This window comes from Providencia sp. Marseille-Q8014 (genome assembly GCF_965112055.1).
This window is the reverse complement of the sequence record NZ_CBCOPT010000001.1, coordinates 3,313,138-3,331,559: the sequence shown is the minus strand read 5'-3', so window position 1 is coordinate 3,331,559 and position 18,422 is coordinate 3,313,138. Positions and strand designations below refer to the sequence as shown.

General features: G+C 41.3%; 18 protein-coding genes. 10 read left to right on the top strand and 8 right to left on the bottom strand.

Annotated elements, in window-relative coordinates; genetic code table 11:
* Positions 1-65 precede the first annotated feature (65 nt).
* From xni to queF, 3 genes are all read right to left on the bottom strand, one after another.
* Positions 66-830 (bottom strand): flap endonuclease Xni, encoded by a 765-nt coding sequence (xni, locus tag ACWPW6_RS14775; protein WP_247046717.1) that lies wholly within the window; start codon positions 828-830, stop codon positions 66-68.
* A 31-nt stretch (positions 831-861) separates the two neighbouring features.
* Positions 862-2,229 carry a nucleotide 5'-monophosphate nucleosidase PpnN gene (gene ppnN, locus ACWPW6_RS14770; RefSeq protein ID WP_154622487.1) on the bottom strand — a complete coding sequence of 456 codons (1,368 nt, stop codon included), beginning with the start codon at positions 2,227-2,229 and terminating at the stop codon, positions 862-864.
* A gap of 61 nt (positions 2,230-2,290) precedes the next feature.
* Positions 2,291-3,136, bottom strand: a complete 846-nt coding sequence (gene queF, locus ACWPW6_RS14765; RefSeq protein WP_249999254.1) for an NADPH-dependent 7-cyano-7-deazaguanine reductase QueF — start codon at positions 3,134-3,136, stop codon at positions 2,291-2,293.
* Between the two features lie 156 nt (positions 3,137-3,292).
* Here queF and syd point away from each other — a divergent pair, with 156 nt between their 5' ends.
* Positions 3,293-3,853 carry a SecY-interacting protein gene (gene syd / locus ACWPW6_RS14760; RefSeq protein ID WP_154623744.1) on the top strand — a complete coding sequence of 187 codons (561 nt, stop codon included), beginning with the start codon at positions 3,293-3,295 and terminating at the stop codon, positions 3,851-3,853.
* Between the two features lie 392 nt (positions 3,854-4,245).
* On the opposite strand, the gene ACWPW6_RS14755 is transcribed toward syd, so the two are convergent.
* Positions 4,246-5,160: a VirK/YbjX family protein gene (locus ACWPW6_RS14755; RefSeq protein ID WP_196713512.1), complete on the bottom strand. Its 915-nt coding sequence runs from the start codon at positions 5,158-5,160 to the stop codon at positions 4,246-4,248.
* Between the two features lie 260 nt (positions 5,161-5,420).
* On the opposite strand from ACWPW6_RS14755, the gene ACWPW6_RS14750 reads away from it, so the two are divergent.
* Genes ACWPW6_RS14750 through ACWPW6_RS14740 form a run of 3 tightly spaced genes read left to right on the top strand, consistent with a single transcriptional unit; the run spans position 5,421 to position 6,999 of the window.
* On the top strand, positions 5,421-5,756 hold the full coding sequence (locus ACWPW6_RS14750) for a YqcC family protein (protein ID WP_154623746.1): 336 nt from the start codon (positions 5,421-5,423) through the stop codon (positions 5,754-5,756).
* A gap of 7 nt (positions 5,757-5,763) precedes the next feature.
* Positions 5,764-6,522 carry a tRNA pseudouridine(65) synthase TruC gene (truC, locus tag ACWPW6_RS14745; RefSeq protein ID WP_154623747.1) on the top strand — a complete coding sequence of 253 codons (759 nt, stop codon included), beginning with the start codon at positions 5,764-5,766 and terminating at the stop codon, positions 6,520-6,522.
* Positions 6,523-6,546: 24 nt separating this feature from the next.
* On the top strand, positions 6,547-6,999 hold the full coding sequence (locus ACWPW6_RS14740; protein ID WP_196713511.1) for a flavodoxin: 453 nt from the start codon (positions 6,547-6,549) through the stop codon (positions 6,997-6,999).
* Between the two features lie 60 nt (positions 7,000-7,059).
* Here ACWPW6_RS14740 and ACWPW6_RS14735 read toward each other — a convergent pair whose 3' ends face one another.
* The 4 genes from ACWPW6_RS14735 to map form a co-directional block, all read right to left on the bottom strand.
* Positions 7,060-7,446, bottom strand: a complete 387-nt coding sequence (locus ACWPW6_RS14735) for a DUF3461 family protein (RefSeq protein WP_154623748.1) — start codon at positions 7,444-7,446, stop codon at positions 7,060-7,062.
* Between the two features lie 331 nt (positions 7,447-7,777).
* Positions 7,778-8,602, bottom strand: a complete 825-nt coding sequence (dapD, locus tag ACWPW6_RS14730) for a 2,3,4,5-tetrahydropyridine-2,6-dicarboxylate N-succinyltransferase (protein ID WP_154623749.1) — start codon at positions 8,600-8,602, stop codon at positions 7,778-7,780.
* A gap of 52 nt (positions 8,603-8,654) precedes the next feature.
* Positions 8,655-11,291, bottom strand: coding sequence for a bifunctional uridylyltransferase/uridylyl-removing protein GlnD (gene glnD, locus ACWPW6_RS14725; RefSeq protein ID WP_154623750.1), 2,637 nt, complete (start codon positions 11,289-11,291; stop codon positions 8,655-8,657).
* Positions 11,292-11,474: 183 nt separating this feature from the next.
* Positions 11,475-12,272 (bottom strand): type I methionyl aminopeptidase, encoded by a 798-nt coding sequence (map, locus tag ACWPW6_RS14720; RefSeq protein ID WP_163862853.1) that lies wholly within the window; start codon positions 12,270-12,272, stop codon positions 11,475-11,477.
* Positions 12,273-12,866: 594 nt separating this feature from the next.
* On the opposite strand from map, the gene rpsB reads away from it, so the two are divergent.
* From rpsB to uppS, 6 genes are all read left to right on the top strand, one after another.
* Positions 12,867-13,592 carry a 30S ribosomal protein S2 gene (rpsB, locus tag ACWPW6_RS14715; RefSeq protein WP_154623752.1) on the top strand — a complete coding sequence of 242 codons (726 nt, stop codon included), beginning with the start codon at positions 12,867-12,869 and terminating at the stop codon, positions 13,590-13,592.
* 145 nt (positions 13,593-13,737) lie between these two features.
* Entirely contained in the window at positions 13,738-14,589 is an 852-nt protein-coding gene (gene tsf / locus ACWPW6_RS14710; RefSeq protein ID WP_154623753.1) for a translation elongation factor Ts, read from the top strand.
* 153 nt (positions 14,590-14,742) lie between these two features.
* Positions 14,743-15,471: a UMP kinase gene (gene pyrH, locus ACWPW6_RS14705; protein ID WP_154623754.1), complete on the top strand. Its 729-nt coding sequence runs from the start codon at positions 14,743-14,745 to the stop codon at positions 15,469-15,471.
* A gap of 108 nt (positions 15,472-15,579) precedes the next feature.
* A complete protein-coding gene (frr, locus tag ACWPW6_RS14700; RefSeq protein ID WP_163862852.1) occupies positions 15,580-16,137 on the top strand; it encodes a ribosome recycling factor in 558 nt (185 codons plus the stop codon).
* Between the two features lie 142 nt (positions 16,138-16,279).
* Complete coding sequence (gene ispC, locus ACWPW6_RS14695) at positions 16,280-17,479, top strand: 1-deoxy-D-xylulose-5-phosphate reductoisomerase (protein ID WP_154623755.1); 1,200 nt, start codon at positions 16,280-16,282, stop codon at positions 17,477-17,479.
* A 180-nt stretch (positions 17,480-17,659) separates the two neighbouring features.
* The gene (gene uppS / locus ACWPW6_RS14690; protein ID WP_154623756.1) at positions 17,660-18,412 is read left to right on the top strand and encodes a polyprenyl diphosphate synthase; all 753 of its coding nucleotides are present in this window, start codon (positions 17,660-17,662) and stop codon (positions 18,410-18,412) included.
* Positions 18,413-18,422: the final 10 nt, after the last annotated feature.

The window sequence follows — 18,422 nt, the reverse complement described above, 5'->3', positions numbered from 1 at the left end:
GACGGGTCACCTCACTTATCACTGCACCCCAAACGCTGATAAATGGCGAAGTAAGGTGCAGTTTTTTATGAAGATGATTTAATCTGATAACGTAGTTGGTTTAGGTTGCCTTGTAATGCGATATCCGTTCTTAATGTCGCAATATCACGGCAAGTTGTGGCAATATCGAGCTGGCCAATGAGTTTTTTTCGCCATTTCTCGTCAACATTCTCTAAGTTAGCAAATAAATTTTCAATTGAGTGATACTGCTGTAAAAGTAATGTGGCGCTTTTCGCTCCAATCCCTGTAACGCCGGGGACTTTACTGCTACTAATGCCCGCTAATCCCCAGTAATCAGGTAGTTGGTGTGGCTGTACGCCAAATTCTTTCTCAATAAATGGGACATCTAGCCAACGTTTTTGAAAATAATCACGGATGCGAATGGCGGGGGAGAGTAATTGGCAATAGCCTTTATCGGTCGACACTATGGTGACGGTTTGTCCAGCATCGGCGATTTTTTTTGCTAAGGTGGCCGCAAGATCATCGGCCTCATCCCCATGTGATTGCCAACAATGAATACCTTTGGATTCAAACTGGTTGATTAATGTCGGGAGCTCAGCCTGTAAATTATCAGGCATGGGTTGTCGGCCCGCTTTATAGTCAGGTAACTTTTCATGCCGCCAGCTATTATGCCTACCTTCTTCATCAAATACCGCAACGATATGGGTGGGAGAGGTATGCGAAATCAGCTGCAATACAGCGGATATACAGCTGTCACCACAAGGGCTACCTTGTACCGCATGTATGCGACGAATTAAATTAAGTGCATCAATAATAAGTAAGTGGATCATCATGTTTTTGCCATCCTTGGCTTTTATCCATTTATTTCACAATTTCATAGCAAGGCTCATAGGCAGTCCCGCCTGGGAGCTTCATACGATGTTGGCTTACAAAGCCTCTTAGCAGAGTATCCATGCGTTGCATGATCTCTTTATCTCCATGAATTTTAAATGGTCCATGCTGTTCGATAGCTTTCATTCCAACTTCTTTCACGTTACCTGCCACGATACCAGAGAACGCTCTACGCAGGTCGGATGCCAGTTTCTCTGGTGATTGACCTGGGTGTAAGTTCAAAGATGCCATGTTTTCATGGGTTGGCTCGAAAGGATGCTGTAGCTCTGGGCTGATTTTGATTGACCAGTTAAAGCTATACGCATCACCTGTACTACGGCGATTATCTTTTACTAGAGGCATGTGTTTTTTCATAACACGAGCCACCTCTTGGGGATCATCAATGATAATTTGGTAGTGTTTACTTGCCTCATCACCAAGGGTATGACGAATAAAGTCATCAAGTACAGCGAAGTATTCTGCACTTTCTTTTGGCCCCGTTAACACCAAAGGGAGAACCTGTGCACTATTTTCAGGATCCATCAAGATACCTAATAAATAGAGTAGTTCTTCTGCGGTACCCACACCACCTGGGAAAATAATAATGCCATGCGCTAGCCGTACAAACGCTTCAAGACGTTTTTCGATATCAGGCATAATAACCAACTCATTCACCAATGGATTCGGTGGCTCAGCGGCAATGATAGACGGCTCTGTTAAGCCAATAAAACGGCTATTTTTATAACGTTGTTGAGCGTGACCAACCGCCGCACCTTTCATTGGTGCTTCCATAGCGCCTGGCCCACACCCCGTACAGATATTCAGCTCTCTTAAACCAAGTTCGTTACCGACTTTTCGGCCATAAAGGTACTCAGTTTCATTGATTGAGTGGCCGCCCCAGCAAACGATCATGCTGGGATCTTCATCAAGATGAAGTGTGCGAGCGTTACGTAGTATAGAGAAAATGATGTTAGTCAGGTGCGCGCCATTTTCCAAATCTAATTGCAGTTTTTGTTCTGCGTAGATAATTTGCGCATGAACGAAGAGGATATCACGTAGGACAGCAAACAGGTTTGCTTGTATAGAGCGGATGATTTTACCATCGACAAAAGCATCTTGAGGTGGATTGATGAGCTCTAGTTTTACGCCACGTTCACGGCGTAATACGTTGATATCAAAGTCAGTATGCTTATCCAATAAATCTTTACTGTTATCTGTTAAGCTTCCTGAATTCAAAACCGCTAATGAGCAGTTTCGAAATAGCCGATAAAGATGGCTGCTAGCAGTGCGCTTTAACATATCAACTTCAAGTTGAGATAGTAGATCCATGGATCCTAATGGACTGATATGAGTAATCAAGTAACTCTCCTTTATCCCAAAGGGATCTTGATATAAAAATATAACAATGAACTTAAAGTACTTATTGCCGTGCTAAACGTCCTACGTCGGGCGTAAATTGTGTATTGCTACGCCATGGGTTGATATCGAGACCACCTCGGCGAGTATAGCGCGCGTAAACACTGAGTTTTTCGGGTTTACACAATTGCGTTATATCATTAAAAATACGTTCGACACATTGCTCATGAAACTCATTATGATGGCGGAAAGAGACTAAATAACGTAGCAGAGCTTCACGGTTAATCTTAGGGCCACGATAATGAATTTGTACTGAACCCCAGTCGGGCTGGTTAGTAATCAAACAATTTGATTTTAATAAGTGGCTAACCAGTGTTTCTTCCACAAGTTCATTTTCTGTGCAATTTGTTAGGTAATCACGATTAAATTCATAGTGATTAATTTCAATATCGAGTTCATCGATACAGATCCCGTCGAATGGGCTAATCGCACACTGTGAAAATTCATTTAGTTTATGGAGTGTAACGCTAACTTCCCCATTAGCACAATTGCAGAGGTCGTTTTGCAAAACGCTTCGCACATTTTCCCAAGTTTCAAAGCGAGTTTGGTTAAAACTATTCAGGTAGAGCTTGAAGCTTTTTGATTCGATCAAATTCTCACTTCGCGCATCAACATGCACTGAGCCAATAGCCACTTGCGGTACACCTTTATTATTTAGCCAAGAAAGCTCATATAAGGTCCAAATATCAGCACCATGAAAGGGGAGGTTACCCGCATGAATATTCAATGGATCTCTATTTAGACTACGAGGAACCGCTTGAAGCAGGCTCGGATCATATTGATCATAATAGGCCGTTTTTTTTCCGAGAGTCAGTTTATCCAGCGCTGGGTTATTTTGATATTGTGACATGTTGATCCTTAAACTTCATTTACTGAGATAGCGACCTACTATAAGCAGCTAAAAATAAGAGCAATTCATTCATTGGTTAACTTCTGTCATAATATCACTTATTAGTGATATTACCGCTATTTCAATTAAATCCAATCATTAGACAATGAAATAATTATGAATATAACAGTCTCTGAAGCACTGACTCAGTTTACCGAACAATATGTGAGCAAATGGATGGCACAAACAGGCTTACCGCCTGCTTCTAGCGATCTATATGGGGTTCCTTCACCTTGTATCGTTCGTACAGGTGAAAATTGGGTTTATTGGGAGCCTCAATCATTTTCTTTACAAGATAAAAATTTAAATAAAGTGGCGACTGCACTCGATATTGAATTACAGCCGATGATCCATCCTTTTTACACAACTCAATTAGCTGGAGATATGAAAGCGCAGTTCCAAGGTCATACGCTGAATCTAGTGCAAGTGTGGAATGAGGATGATTTTATACGGTTACAAGAAAATTTAATTGGGCACCTAGTGACCCAGAAGCGTTTAAAACTATCCCCCACACTGTTTATAGCCACATTAGAGTCCGATTTAGAAATGATTTCTTTATGTAATTTAACAGGGGAAATTATTTTAGAAAAATTTGGCAGTAAGGAAAAACAAGTATTGGCACCTGATCTTATCCATTTTATTCAGCAGTTATCGCCAGTGGTAGAGCCATTAGCGTAAGTAGCTATAGATAGAATTTGTAGGAAATAACTTACAAATTAATTAGGAAATACGCTTTAAATTTCCTCATTTATCTAAATCGGTATTATTTAATATTTAATTTCATGTAGTTACTATCAATTAAAGAAACTCAAGTTTTACAGCGATTATTTAGTTTGTTTTACTAGGTTGTTTCATTAGTGTTTTTAATACATTCTTAATTGGCTGTGTGAAGACAGGGTTTTCGTTTTCTACCAGTAGAACAGCGGTCAAGGATGGCTAAGTGAGGTGACTCACTAAACTGTTTACAGAAGACAGGATGTCGAACGGCAGGAAGTCGTTTTTTGCAGGATGCTGTATACCATTTAAAACATGAGATAAGCCAGTCAACCCAATTGTTGGCTGGCTTTTTTTTAATTGAGTGTTTTCGTATTACGATTTGAGGAAACTGAGTATGCGGCCAATGAGCCTAAAACACTTTGGTACATTGCCTCTCTTAATGCCTCGCGCTTACGAAATGCGGAGCGATGCTGGCTTTTTACCGATTCAATATCGCGAACGGGTTCAGTTAAAGGCAAGTGATACCAACCGTCAGCGGAAATAACACCATTACACTCTTGCCAAAAGTGGTCATAGCTTGACTTGAGATGCTGACGTTTGATGTGGCAGTTATTTGAAATACCCATTATTGATGTGCAATGGAAAAAAGCGGCAACAGCATAAATAGATGACATCAATAGGTTTTTAGGGCGCATGCCATGCATTTGCTTAGTAATTGATTTAACTTGCTCGGTGCTCTGTTCTGTTGAAGGTCCTTGCAGAGAGCAAATATAAAGTTGCCCTTCCGTTCCAAACGAAAAGCTCATTAAATAGATATCGTCACCCATTTCATTAAGCAGGTGTAAGGTCAGGTCACCCTCTCGAGGATATTGAGAATATACGAGTCTTAACTGCGCATAATCACCTGATTTTAATTCAATATCTGCAACTTTAAGACCTTGACGTTCTGTTGAGAACATCTCTTTAATGGCCTCAAGTGTGAATGTTTTTTCTATCTGCTCTAAGGTATGGCTAGCGGTGAGTAACTTCTGCTTCCCATTCCACTCGCGATGTAAATACTTATTTAAAGGGCGTTCAGCAAAATCAGGGATATTATCGAATTGTTTAGACATGCGAGCACAAGTGTAGTTTTCACACATCATTTGGAATTGCTGATAAGGTTTAGAGGGGAGTTTGGCAATACGTACCTGTCGTTTTAACTGTACATAACTATTATTAATAGATTGCCAAAATTTATTTTGTTTACGCCACTGCTTCAATAAGCCCATATATAAACCATATTTATCGTTGACTATTTTTTATTCAGAGAATCAAAAAACGTTAATCATATACTTATTAACTACAACAATAGATAAATAAACTTTAAATAAACTGACAAAAGGGCTTGAAATGTAAATTTTTAATTAACAGTGATTGTGCTTTTGATAGTGATTGATGATTTGGGATTGTGTTGCACCCCATATTTACGACAGAATTAATGAGCAATATGCCGTATATTTCAGACTACGTTTATTAAGTGAGTTTTTATATGAATATTGAACAACGTATCATTGAAAAGCTTTGTCATATTGAAGAAGAAATGAAGTCAAAAGCACTTTGGCGGGAATTACCGCCAAGTCCTGAAGCATTTGAAAGCACTGAGCCTTTTTCAATTGATACGATGGAAGCGATTGAATGGTTGCAATGGGTCTTGATCCCGCGTTTATATGCCATCATTGAGCAAGGCGCGGTTTTACCAAGCGCATTTGCTATTGCCCCTTATTTTGAAGAGGCTTATAAGCATGATGAAGAAGAACAATATCAATTATTACTTATGCATCTTCGTGAGTTAGATAGTTTTTTTAACAGCCAATCAGGTAGGTAACTCATTGATGTTAGAAATTATTTATCAAGATGAGTTTATAGTCGCGGTGAACAAGCCAGCCGGAATGTTGGTCCATCGTAGCTGGTTAGACAGCAAAGAAACGGTTTTTGTCATGCAGACCTTACGTGATCAAATTGGCCAATTTGTATATCCAGTTCATCGTCTTGATAGGCCGACGTCTGGGGTGTTACTGTTTGCCCTCTCAAGTGAGGTCGCGAGGCAGTTGGCGACGCAATTTGAGTCACATCAGATTGAAAAAATTTATCATGCCGTGGTTCGCGGCTATGTTGAAGAAGCACAAACCATTGATTATCCCTTGCTTGAACAATTGGATAAAATTGCAGATAAGCATGCAACCAAAGAGCCTGCATTGCAGGAATGTATTACGCATTGCCTGCCAATTGCACGAGTAGAATGCCCCGTTGCGATAGGGCGTTATTCGACAGCTCGCTTTAGCCTGTTAGAGCTAAAACCTGAAACAGGTCGTAAACATCAATTAAGGCGACATATGTCGCATATTCGTCACCCTATTATTGGTGACAGTAAACATGGTGATTTGCGTCAAAATCGCGGTGTCAGCGAAAATTTTGCCGTTTCACGGCTCATGTTACATGCCACCCAGTTAGTATTAGATCATCCCATTACCGGAGAACGCCTATCACTTGTTGCGCAGTGGGATGCGTTATGGTTGTCATTGATAAATCAGTTTGGCTGGCAAAATGAGGCTAATAAACTGGGAATGAGTGGGATGAACCCATCCATGTAGGTACTGAGTTAATAGGAGGTGTTCGTGTCAAAAATTGGTATTTTTGTAGGTACTGTTTATGGAAACTCCTTAGCAGTTGCGGAATCGGCTCAAGAAATATTGGAACAACAGGGTCACGAAGTCACTATTTTTGATGAGCCAACATTGAGTGATTGGCAACAATATAATGCAGGTGAAGGGATCGCATTAGTCATAACATCGTCAACAGGACAAGGCGATTTACCTGATACGATAGCTCCATTATTTTATGAAATTCAAGATATTGTAGGCTATCAACCCGAACTGCGTTACGGCGTAATTGCGCTTGGTGACAGTAGTTATGACAACTTTTGTGGTGCGGGAACACGCTTTGATGAGTTATTAACTGAGCAATCAGGAACGCGAATCGGCGATGTGCTGTTGATCGACGCAATGGAAGAAGATGTGCCAGAAGAATATGCTAAGCCGTGGATTCAGTCTTGGGGCGAATTGTTGTAAATGTCTGCACCGTGAAAATATTTCTCGGTGCAGTAACGATCTGAAACTTGCGTATAAAAACTATTTGCGAGTTAATTTTTCAAGGTCAGCTTCAATTTCAGCAATTTTATTGGATACGACATGTTCCAGATGGCGTAAGTCATCCAAAATTTTGTGTTTCAAGTCGATATCATTAGTGTCGTTTTTGCAAATTTGGTCTAATTCTTCAATCGCATAGCGAAGATTAGAGTTAATTTCGTTAATTTCTTTGAAATTGTTGCTGCCATCAGCTGCCGCGACTGTTTTGCGTTGGCGTGGATATTTAAATTTCACGCTTTTCGCAAAAAACTCCCCTTTATCTTTGCGAAAATAGATTTTCAAAATGTCGTTATTTGCTTCTTGGCGTAGCGTGTAACGATCAATGTCTTGAGGATTGCTAATACCTAAACTTTTCAGATTATCATACATGTTATTCACCGAATTATAGGAAACCAAAATTTGTAGAGACACAGAGAGCGATAGCCTTGTCGACTGGAACAATATTATTCTATTTTGGGCATAAATTAAAAACGCCAATATTAAAGTCAACAATACTTCAATATGCAGGTAATAAGCGCTTTTACTAGGCAAAAAATAAAATCATACAGTTTATATGCTAAAAAGCCTGACAATGGCTAAGCTAATATTATGCGCGAAATCAGAAAATTGACAAACCCCTCTTCACAAGAAAAAGAGGTCTATCATTTTTTAGATTGGGTAGAGGAGGTCTTTTTCTCTCTAGCCATATAGGGAGGAAGGATTAATCGATGCTTCTTAATAGCTCGTTAATACCGACTTTACCGCGGGTTTTTTCATCGACTTTCTTAACGATAACAGCGCAATAAAGGCTATAGCTACCATCTTTAGATGGCAGGTTGCCTGATACAACAACTGAGCCAGCAGGTACACGTCCGTAGTGAATTTCACCCGTTTCACGGTCATAAATTTTTGTGCTTTGACCGAGATAAACTCCCATTGAAATGACAGAACCTTCTTCGATAATGACGCCTTCAACAACTTCAGAGCGAGCGCCTATAAAGCAGTTATCTTCAATAATCGTTGGGTTTGCCTGTAATGGCTCAAGCACACCACCAATACCCACACCTCCAGATAAATGGACGTTTTTACCAATTTGAGCGCATGAACCCACTGTAGCCCATGTATCAACCATTGTCCCTTCATCAACATAGGCACCGATATTGACATAAGAAGGCATCAATACGCTATTTTTGGCAATATAAGCGCCTTGACGAACCGCTGCCGGCGGAACGACTCGGAAACCTTCACGCTCAAAACGAGCTTGGTCATAATCGGTAAACTTCATAGGAACTTTGTCAAAATAACGGCTTTCAGCACCATCAATCACTTGATTGTCATGAATGCGGAATGAAAGTAATACGGCTTTTTTCAGCCATTGGTGGGTGACCCAAACGCCAGCGATCTTTTCTGCGACACGAAGTTTGCCACTATCTAATAGGGCAATAGTTTCTGTAACTGCTTGGTGGACAGCGGGTGTTACCGTAGACGGTGTAATGGCAGCCCTGTCTTCAAATGCTTGTTCAATGATGGCTTGTAAATGCTGCATTGATTGTTTTTCCCCTTTAAGGACACGAGTAATAATATTGCTTTATGGCCTATCATTTATCCTTCGAGTTAAGGGTTTCTGTCAACCTTTCTGATAACTCTTGTTGCATTTTTTTATCGAGAGCTTTGTGATTTTTATCAGCCAGCACGAAAAAATCCTCTACCTTTTCGCCAATGGTTGTGATCCGAGCACCATGCAGTGAAATTTCCATCTGCGCCAGCACATGACCGACTCGGGCGAGTAGGCCAGGTTGATCGAGTGCAAATAACTCCATATAACTGCGACGTTCATTGGTGGAATGTAAAAAATTCACTTTCGTGGGAACCGTAAAGTGACGTAGTTTTGAAGGTAGAGTGCGTGTCTGAGGCAATGGTACAGCTGGTTGTTGAACCGCGTGTAGTAACGTTTTACGGATTTGCTCATACCTATCTTTCGATAATGGCGCACCATTAGGTTCCAATACGACAAAGGTATCCATTGCCATATTATCTTTATTGGTAAAAATTTGTGCGCTATGAATACTGAGATTGCGCCTATCAAGTTCCCCAGCAACCGCTGCAAATAGGTGAGGTTTATCTGGGCACCAAATGAAAATTTCAGTTCCACCATGTTTAGGTTGTGTGCTAATCAATACAAGAGGCTGCTCAAGATCATGTTTTAATAAATGACAAGCGTGCCAAGCCAGTTGTGATGGAGTGTGCCGTAGAAAATAATCGGCATGGCACCGAGACCATAATTTGTTCAGCTTTTCTTCATTAATGGGTGATTGGCGCAGTAATGCCAATGCTTGATGACGATGGTGACGAATACGTTCACGTAAATCAGGTGTGCTTTGCATACCTTGATTGAGTTGATGTTCCGTTGAAAGAAACAGCTCACGGATTAGGCTCTGTTTCCAACTATTCCATAGGGTACTGTTCGTTGCGCAAATATCTGCAACGGTTAAACACATTAAGTAATTCAATCGTGGAACCGTTTTGACTTCCAGAGCAAATTGTTTAATCACATCAGGATCTTGGATATCTCTACGCTGTGCGGTGACCGACATTAATAAATGCTTTTTAACTAACCAACACGCCAGTTCCGCTTCTTTTTGTGGAAAGTTATGTTGTAAAGCAAACTCATACACAAATTCAGCGCCCAAATCGGAATGATCGCCTGAACGCCCCTTAGCAATATCGTGAAATAGCGCCGCGAGTCTCAAGGTTTCAGGGTGTAATAGCTTAGGGTAAACGCTAACGCAGAGAGGGTGGTTACGACGATTTTCTTCATGAGTGAAGCTGTCGATTTTTTGTAATACACGGATGGTGTGCTCATCGACAGTATAAGCATGAAAAAGGTCAAATTGCATTTGCCCGACAATGTTGCTCCAAAGCGGAGTATAGGCGCTCAAAACACTATGTAGATGCATTGGAACAAATGCGCCTTTAATGGCTCTAGGGTGGCGCAATATTTTAATGAATAGTTGTCTTGCTTCCGGTAATTCACATAAAGGGGCGGTCAAATTACGTCTCGCAAAGCGTAGTTGACGTAAGGTGGTTGAATAAATTCCTGTGATATTTGGGTAGCGAGCCATCAAATAGAACATTTTTAATATGGCTGCGGGCTGCTTAATAAACAGCATATCATCAATGACATCAATTAATGGGCCACGTAATTGAAATTGCTCATCAAGGGGACGAGGTTTTTCATCTGGGTTAAGTGCAAGAATGGCATCGTCAAACAGCTGCAATAACATTTGATTGAGTTCACGAACACGTCGAGTAACACGATAAAAATCTTTCATCATTAATTCAACGGGTTGGTTTTTTTCGCCTTGATATCCAAGCAAGCGCGCCACACTGAATTGACGATCAAATAAAAGACGGTTGTCGTAACGTTTGACGACTAAATGCAAAGCAAAGCGAATTTTCCATAGAAAGGCAAGGCACTCTTTCAGCTCTTGACGCTCTTCCTCAGTGAGAAAGCCAAACCCAACCATCTCATCAACGGTTGTAGCGCCAAAATGGCGCCTACCGACCCAAAGTAGGGTATGGATATCCCTTAAGCCGCCGGGGCTACTTTTAATATCAGGCTCTAGGTTGTAGCTGGTACTGTGGTAGCGTTGATGACGTTCTTGTTGTTCTTCTTGCTTAGCGGCAAAAAAGGTGGCTGATGGCCAAAAATTGTCACTGAAAATCGTTTTTTGTAGGCGTAAAAAAAGCGCAATATCCCCACAAATAAGGCGCGATTCAATCAGGTTTGTCGCGACGGTTAAATCGGCGATACCAGCATCGATGCACTCTTGTAACGAACGCACACTATGGCCAATATCAAATTTTAGATCCCATAAAAGTGTAATAAATTGCCCAACCTTCAGGGCAATGTGGTCAGCGAGGGGCGCTGCGCTTAAGACTAAAATATCAATATCTGATAACGGGTGAAGTTCATGTCGACCATATCCGCCAACCGCAATTAAAGACATATTTGGTTGTTGGTCAAATTGATACTCTTTCCACAAACGCGTTAGTAGGGCATCTAAGTAATCACTGCGGGCATGAACCAAATCAATGGCGGATTCACCTTGGTTGAAGGCTTCTTCTAAGTAATTATGGAACGATTCTACATGTTGTTTTAGTCGAAGTAGCTCAAGGTCAGAAGCTTGAAATAAAGAAGGTGATAAAAACGCTACAGGAGAAGGTGTCATCATTATCTTTCCGCATCGATAGCCTGAACAGGGGAATTTACAGCTTACTGGGGATTGTTGAGGATGAACAGACTGAAGTTGAATTATTTCACATGAAGTCGTTGGTAGGGGAAATGAATAGGTGACATGTCATGGTCATCAGCCGTTGCCATATGCATGGCATGCCACAATTCATTTAATTATTCATTAAGCATTGACTAACACCGCTGAGATAAAAGGCTCTTCTTCTTTACGCAATGTCATAATTTCACAACCGTTGTCGGTCACAACGAGAGTGTGCTCATATTGTGCAGACCAGCTTCTATCTTTGGTTTTTACCGTCCAACCATCATTCATGGTACGGATGCGATAGTCACCAACGTTGACCATAGGTTCAATGGTAAAGGCCATCCCTTTTTGCAGCACAACACCGCTGTCATCGGCATCGTAGTGCAAAACTTGGGGTTCTTCATGGAAGCCTTCACCGATACCATGACCACAATATTCACGAACCACGGAGAAATCATTTTTCTCGACAAACTCTTGGATTGCTTTACCTAAAGTGCGTAGGCGAATACCCGGTTTAACCATGCGTAGTGCTAAATAGAGGCTTTCTTGAGTGATGTGGCAAAGACGTTCGCCTTGGATCGTTGGCTTGCCAACAATAAACATTTTCGAGGTATCGCCATGAAAACCCTCTTTAATAACAGTTACATCAATATTGACGACATCACCGTCTTTGAGGATTTTATCATCACTAGGAATGCCATGACAGATCACATCATTAACTGAAATACAGACTGATTTTGGGAAACCGTGGTAGTTCAAACAAGCAGGAATGGCTTGTTGTACATCGACAATATGTTGATGGCAGATACGGTCAAGCTCTCCCGTACTGACGCCCGGTTTCACGTGGGGGGCAATAATTTCGAGTACTTCCGCTGCTAGACGACCAGCAACACGCATTTTCTGAATATCTTCTTCAGTTTTGATAATAATAGCCATGAATTCAGTCCATTTATGTCAGCAATTGGTAGGTGACATAGTTTAAATAAAAAAAGGTCAATAAATGGGTAATAGCGCCATTTATTCAACATCAATGATGATTATATGGTATCAGGCACCGCATTTTCTGCCAACTAAACATCAAAGTCTCTTAGCTGCTTGGCATAGGCTTAGGGTACGCTGGATGGCTTAGTCGGTTTATCATTTTGAGCTTTGGGTAGCACAAATTGCAAAAAATAGGGAAGATAAAAAATCAAATCAGTGACACTTTTGGGTCAGGCTACCCAGCCATTCAAGCCCGTTAATTAGGTTTTTTTGCACAGTAAAAAAACAACAAAAGTTGGCTTATTAATCCGATTTATGGTATAAAGCGCGCCGGAAATCCATTATCTATTCGAAATGTTATTCGGTCTAAGGCCAAGAAGCTTATCTGATTAGAGTTTTGGAATACCGTAAACTAAACTCAATTGTGTATAACACACACGGGTCGACACATGCACCGGGGTGCTCTTATGCGTTTAGGCGCAGCTTTAGAGTCGGTGTTATGGGATTCGTGGAGGCATAACCCCAATTACTTAAATACAGAGGTATTAAATGGCAACTGTTTCCATGCGCGATATGCTACAAGCGGGCGTACACTTTGGTCACCAGACTCGTTACTGGAACCCTAAAATGAAACCATTCATTTTCGGCGCTCGTAACAAAGTACATATCATCAACCTGGAAAAAACTGTTCCAATGTTCAACGAAGCTCTGGCTGAATTGAATAAAATTGCTTCTCGTAAAGGCAAGATTCTGTTTGTTGGTACAAAACGTGCAGCAAGCGAAGCCGTTCAAGAAGCTGCTAACAGCTGTGATCAGTATTTCGTTAACCATCGTTGGTTAGGCGGTATGCTGACTAACTGGAAAACCGTTCGTCAGTCAATCAAACGCCTGAAAGATTTAGAAGTTCAGTCTCAAGATGGTACTTTCGACAAACTGACCAAAAAAGAAGCGCTGATGCGTTCTCGTGAACTTGGTAAGTTAGAAAACAGCTTAGGCGGTATCAAAGATATGGGCGGTTTACCTGACGCTCTGTTCGTTATCGATGCAGAACACGAACACATTGCTATCAAAGAAGCAAACAACCTGGGTATCCCAGTATTTGCTATCGTTGATACTAACTCTGATCCAGACGGTATCGACTTCGTTATCCCTGGTAACGATGACGCAATCCGCGCAATCAAATTGTATCTGAGCGCTGTAGCTACTGCCGTTCGTGAAGGTCGTTCTCAGGATCTGGCTGTTCAAGCAGAAGAAGGCTTAGTAGAAGCTGAATAATAAGGCCTGCTCTAATTAAGAGCCCTTATAAACCAGGTATTGCTATATGGTTAGAAGGGGGCCTATCTGGCCCCTTTTTTATCTATCTGAATCAGAATGATCCTTGTAGGGATTCTCCTATGAGGTATATCGAGGAATAAATCACATGTCTGGAATTACCGCTGCATTGGTAAAAGAACTGCGCGAACGTACTGGCGCAGGTATGATGGAATGTAAAAAAGCGCTGGTTGAAGCTAATGGTGATATCGAATTAGCAATCGACAATATGCGTAAATCAGGTCAGGCTAAAGCGGCTAAGAAAGCAGGCCGTGTAGCAGCTGAAGGTGTTATCCTTGCAGAAGTTTTTGCTGATGGCAAAAGCGGTGCTCTGATCGAACTGAACTGTGAAACTGACTTTGTTGCTAAAGATGCTGGCTTCTTGGCATTTGGTAAAGAAGTGATGGCTTCTGTTATCGCTGACAAAAATACAGATGTTGAAGCTGTTAAAGCAAAATTCGAAGATGCTCGTACGGCTTTAGTCGCTAAAATCGGTGAAAACATCAATATTCGCCGCGTAGCGATCCTTGAAGGTGCTCAAGTTGGTAGCTACCTGCACGGCGCACGTATCGGTGTTCTCGTTGCAGCAGAAGGTGCTGACGAAGAACTGCTGAAACACATCGCGATGCACATTGCTGCAAGCAAGCCTGAATATGTGACTCCTGACGATGTACCAGCTGACGTTGTTGCTCACGAGCATCAAATCCAGCTAGACATCGCTATGCAGTCAGGTAAACCACGCGAAATCGCAGAAAAAATGGTTACTGGCCGTATGAACAAATTCACTGGCGAAATCTCTCTGACTGGCCAGCCTTTCGTTATGGACCCAAGCAAATCTGTTGGTGACCTACTGAAAGAGAAAAATGCGAAAGTCACTAACTTCATCCGTTTCGAAGTGGGTGAAGGTATCGAGAAAGTTGAAACTGATTTCGCAGCAGAAGTTGCTGCAATGAGTAAATAAGTCGTCAGCTTTAAAGGAGCCGCCAATAGGCGGCTCTGTTTTAATATCGCTCATAAGTAAGACAACGAATTAAATCATTAAGGTACGTAGAAGCTGTTTTTAACCATTCTACGTGTGTTACCCCAATAAATTATCTGTGTAGGACAGAACACCATGGCAACCAGTGCAAAACCCGTTTATCAGCGTATCCTGCTTAAGCTCAGTGGCGAAGCCTTACAAGGCGCAGAAGGTTTTGGAATCGATGCTAGCGTTTTAGATCGTATGGCTCAGGAAATTAAAGAACTCATAGAACTGGGTATACAGGTCGGTGTCGTTATTGGCGGTGGTAACCTGTTTCGTGGAGCTGGTTTGGCACAGGCGGGCATGAATCGTGTGGTCGGTGACCATATGGGAATGTTGGCAACTGTGATGAACGGGCTCGCCATGCGCGATGCTTTACATCGTGCTTATGTGAATGCAAGACTGATGTCTGCTATCCCATTAAACGGCGTGTGTGATAACTATAGCTGGGCTGAAGCTATTAGTTTATTGCGTCATGGCCGTGTTGTCATTTTTTCTGCTGGAACAGGAAACCCATTCTTTACAACAGACTCAGCTGCTTGTTTACGTGGTATTGAGATCGAAGCTGATGTTGTATTGAAAGCGACAAAAGTGGATGGTGTTTATTCAGCAGATCCTGCAAAGAACCCAGATGCCGTACTGTACGAAACTCTCACTTATCAAGAAGTGCTGGAGCGCGAATTAAAAGTGATGGATTTGGCTGCATTTACGCTAGCTCGTGATCATAACTTGCCTATCCGTGTTTTTAATATGAATAAACCGGGTGCTTTACGCCGCGTTGTAATGGGTGAAAATGAAGGAACTCTGATTTCTCACAATTAATACTCAGAGACATCAACTGAGTTTAACTGTATTATCTAATGTAAATTCAGAAAATTTAAGCGAGGCTGCATAGTAGCCTTTAATAACCAGTTCTTAAGGGTTGAAAACGTGATTAATGAAATCAAAAAAGATGCTCAAGACCGCATGGAAAAGAGCGTTGAAGCACTAAAAAACCAAATCAGCAAAGTGCGTACGGGTCGCGCATCACCAAGCTTACTTGATGGTATTATGGTCGATTACTATGGCGCGGCAACACCGTTGCGTCAATTAGCAAACGTCACCGTAGAAGATGCTCGTACTTTAGCTATTTCTGTTTTTGATCGCTCAATGTCACCTGCGATCGAAAAAGCAATTATGGCATCGGATTTAGGTTTAAACCCATCTTCAGCTGGAACCGTTATTCGTGTTCCGCTTCCTCCACTGACGGAAGAACGTCGTAAAGATCTGATCAAAGTTGTTCGCGCTGAAGCAGAACAAGGTCGTATCGCTGTACGTAACGTTCGTCGTGATGCTAACGATAAAGTTAAAGCATTGTTGAAAGACAAAGAAATCAGCGAAGATGATGAACGTCGCTCACAAGATGACATTCAAAAACTGACTGATGGCTACATCAAGAAAGTTGATGAGGCGTTAGCGCAAAAAGAAGCTGAGTTGATGGAATTTTAATCTATCCTGTAGCTTATAAAGCCATCAAGAGAAAAATCTTTGATGGCTTTATTCATTCATATCAAAATATCTAATAAAAATCCTTTCTTCCCTTTCAAGCTGATATAATCTCAGTATTGAGTAAATACAGAGCATCCGCATAATGAAACGTCTTACTATTCTAGGATCAACAGGGTCAATTGGTAAAAGCACACTTTCTGTTGTTAGAAATAATCGCGATAAATTCCAAATCGTCGCGTTGGTTGCAGGCCGAAATGTGACTGAGCTGGCGCATCAATGTCTTGAATTTCAACCTCAATATGCCTCAATGGCCGATGAAGCCTCCGCACAATCACTACGTGCAATTTTGTCTGAAAATAATTGCCAAACAGAGGTTCTCTCAGGAAGCGAAGCTGCTATTCAATTAGCCGGTCTTGATGACGCCGACCAAGTTATGTCAGCGATTACGGGAGTTGCTGGGCTTTTACCTACACTAGCCGCCATCCGCAAAGGTAAACGAATTTTATTAGCGAATAAGGAATCGTTGATTACCAGCGGTCGTCTATTCTTTAATGAGATTCGTCAACATGGTGCAACAGTCTTTCCAATTGACAGTGAACATAATGCGATTTTCCAGAGTTTGCCTGAAAATATTCAATTGAATTTAGGCTTTGCTGATCTCTTTGCATCTGGAATATCAAGTATTATCCTGACAGGCTCCGGTGGCCCTTTTAGAGAGACACCATTGTCATACTTAGACAATGTTACACCGGATGAGGCTTGCAACCATCCTAATTGGTCGATGGGGCGTAAGATTTCTGTTGATTCGGCAACCATGATGAATAAAGGTCTGGAATATATCGAGGCTTGCTACTTCTTCAATGCATCTCAACAGCAAATGGAAGTGATCATCCATCCTCAGTCAGTTATTCACTCTATGGTGCGTTACCGTGATGGCAGTGTGATTGCTCAGTTAGGTACACCCGATATGTGTACACCAATATCTTATAGTATGGCTTACCCGAGCCGTATCTCTTCAGGGGTCGAACCGTTAGATTTTTCTAAACTATCTTCATTAACTTTTGTTCAGCCTGATTATCAACGTTATCCTTGCTTAAAACTGGCTATCGACGCATGCCATCAAGGTCAGGCAGCTACAACAATTTTAAATGGCGCTAATGAAATAACGGTTGCAGCCTTTTTGGAAGGGCGTATCCGTTTCACAGATATTGCAAAAATTAACTTGGCTACATTAGAAAAATTGCATTTATCTGAACCTGTTTCAATCGATGAGGTCTTAGACATCGATAATCAGGCGCGTCGTGAGGCTGAACAATTAATCAGACAGACATTTTCAGTCTAGTATGTGATTTATTTAGTTGCTGATAAGCACAATAAGTCTTTAATATGTGACGCTTATAAAAAAGAAAGATAATGTCAGTATTTAGCGGAGAATTAAGGATGTGTCTTATCAGCAAATTCAACAATAGCGGTTATGATGATGCTGAATTCTCAACGCTATGCACACAAGGATTACTATTTAATGAACTCTAGTGGTGAAAATTCCTCCAATTCAGTGTTGCCAAAGCATGTTGCTATCATTATGGATGGTAATGGGCGCTGGGCAAAACAGCGAGGTAAGTTAAGAATAACTGGGCATAAGGCTGGCGTTGAGTCTGTGCGTAATTCGGTGCGTTTTGCAGTAAAAAATAAAATTAATTCACTCACACTGTATGCTTTTAGTAGTGAGAATTGGAGACGGCCGGAAAAAGAAGTCAGTTCACTGATGGAGCTTTTTGTTTTTGCATTGGATAATGAAGTCAAAAATCTGCATAAGAATAATGTAAAATTATTGATTATTGGTGATAAAAGTCGATTTAGTGAACGCCTTCAAAAACGTATCCAAAAAGCCGAAGAACTGACTGCAAATAATACTGGGTTAAGGTTAAATATTGCAGCAAACTATGGTGGTCGTTGGGATATTGCCAATAGTATGAAGCAAATTTTTGAGCGCGTGCAAAATGGGCAATTGTCTATTGATGATATCAATGAAGAAACAATCAATAGTTATGTATGCATGCATGACCAAGATAATGTTGATTTAGTTATCAGGACAGGTGGTGAACATCGTATCAGTAACTTTTTATTATGGCAGGTTGCTTATGCGGAATTCTATTTCACCAATGTACTGTGGCCAGATTTTGATGAAATGGTGTTTCAGGATGCAATTAATGCTTTTAGTCAACGCGAGCGGCGTTATGGTGGGGCTGAGTCAGATGATGAGCTCGTTAAATAAAAGGGGTCAA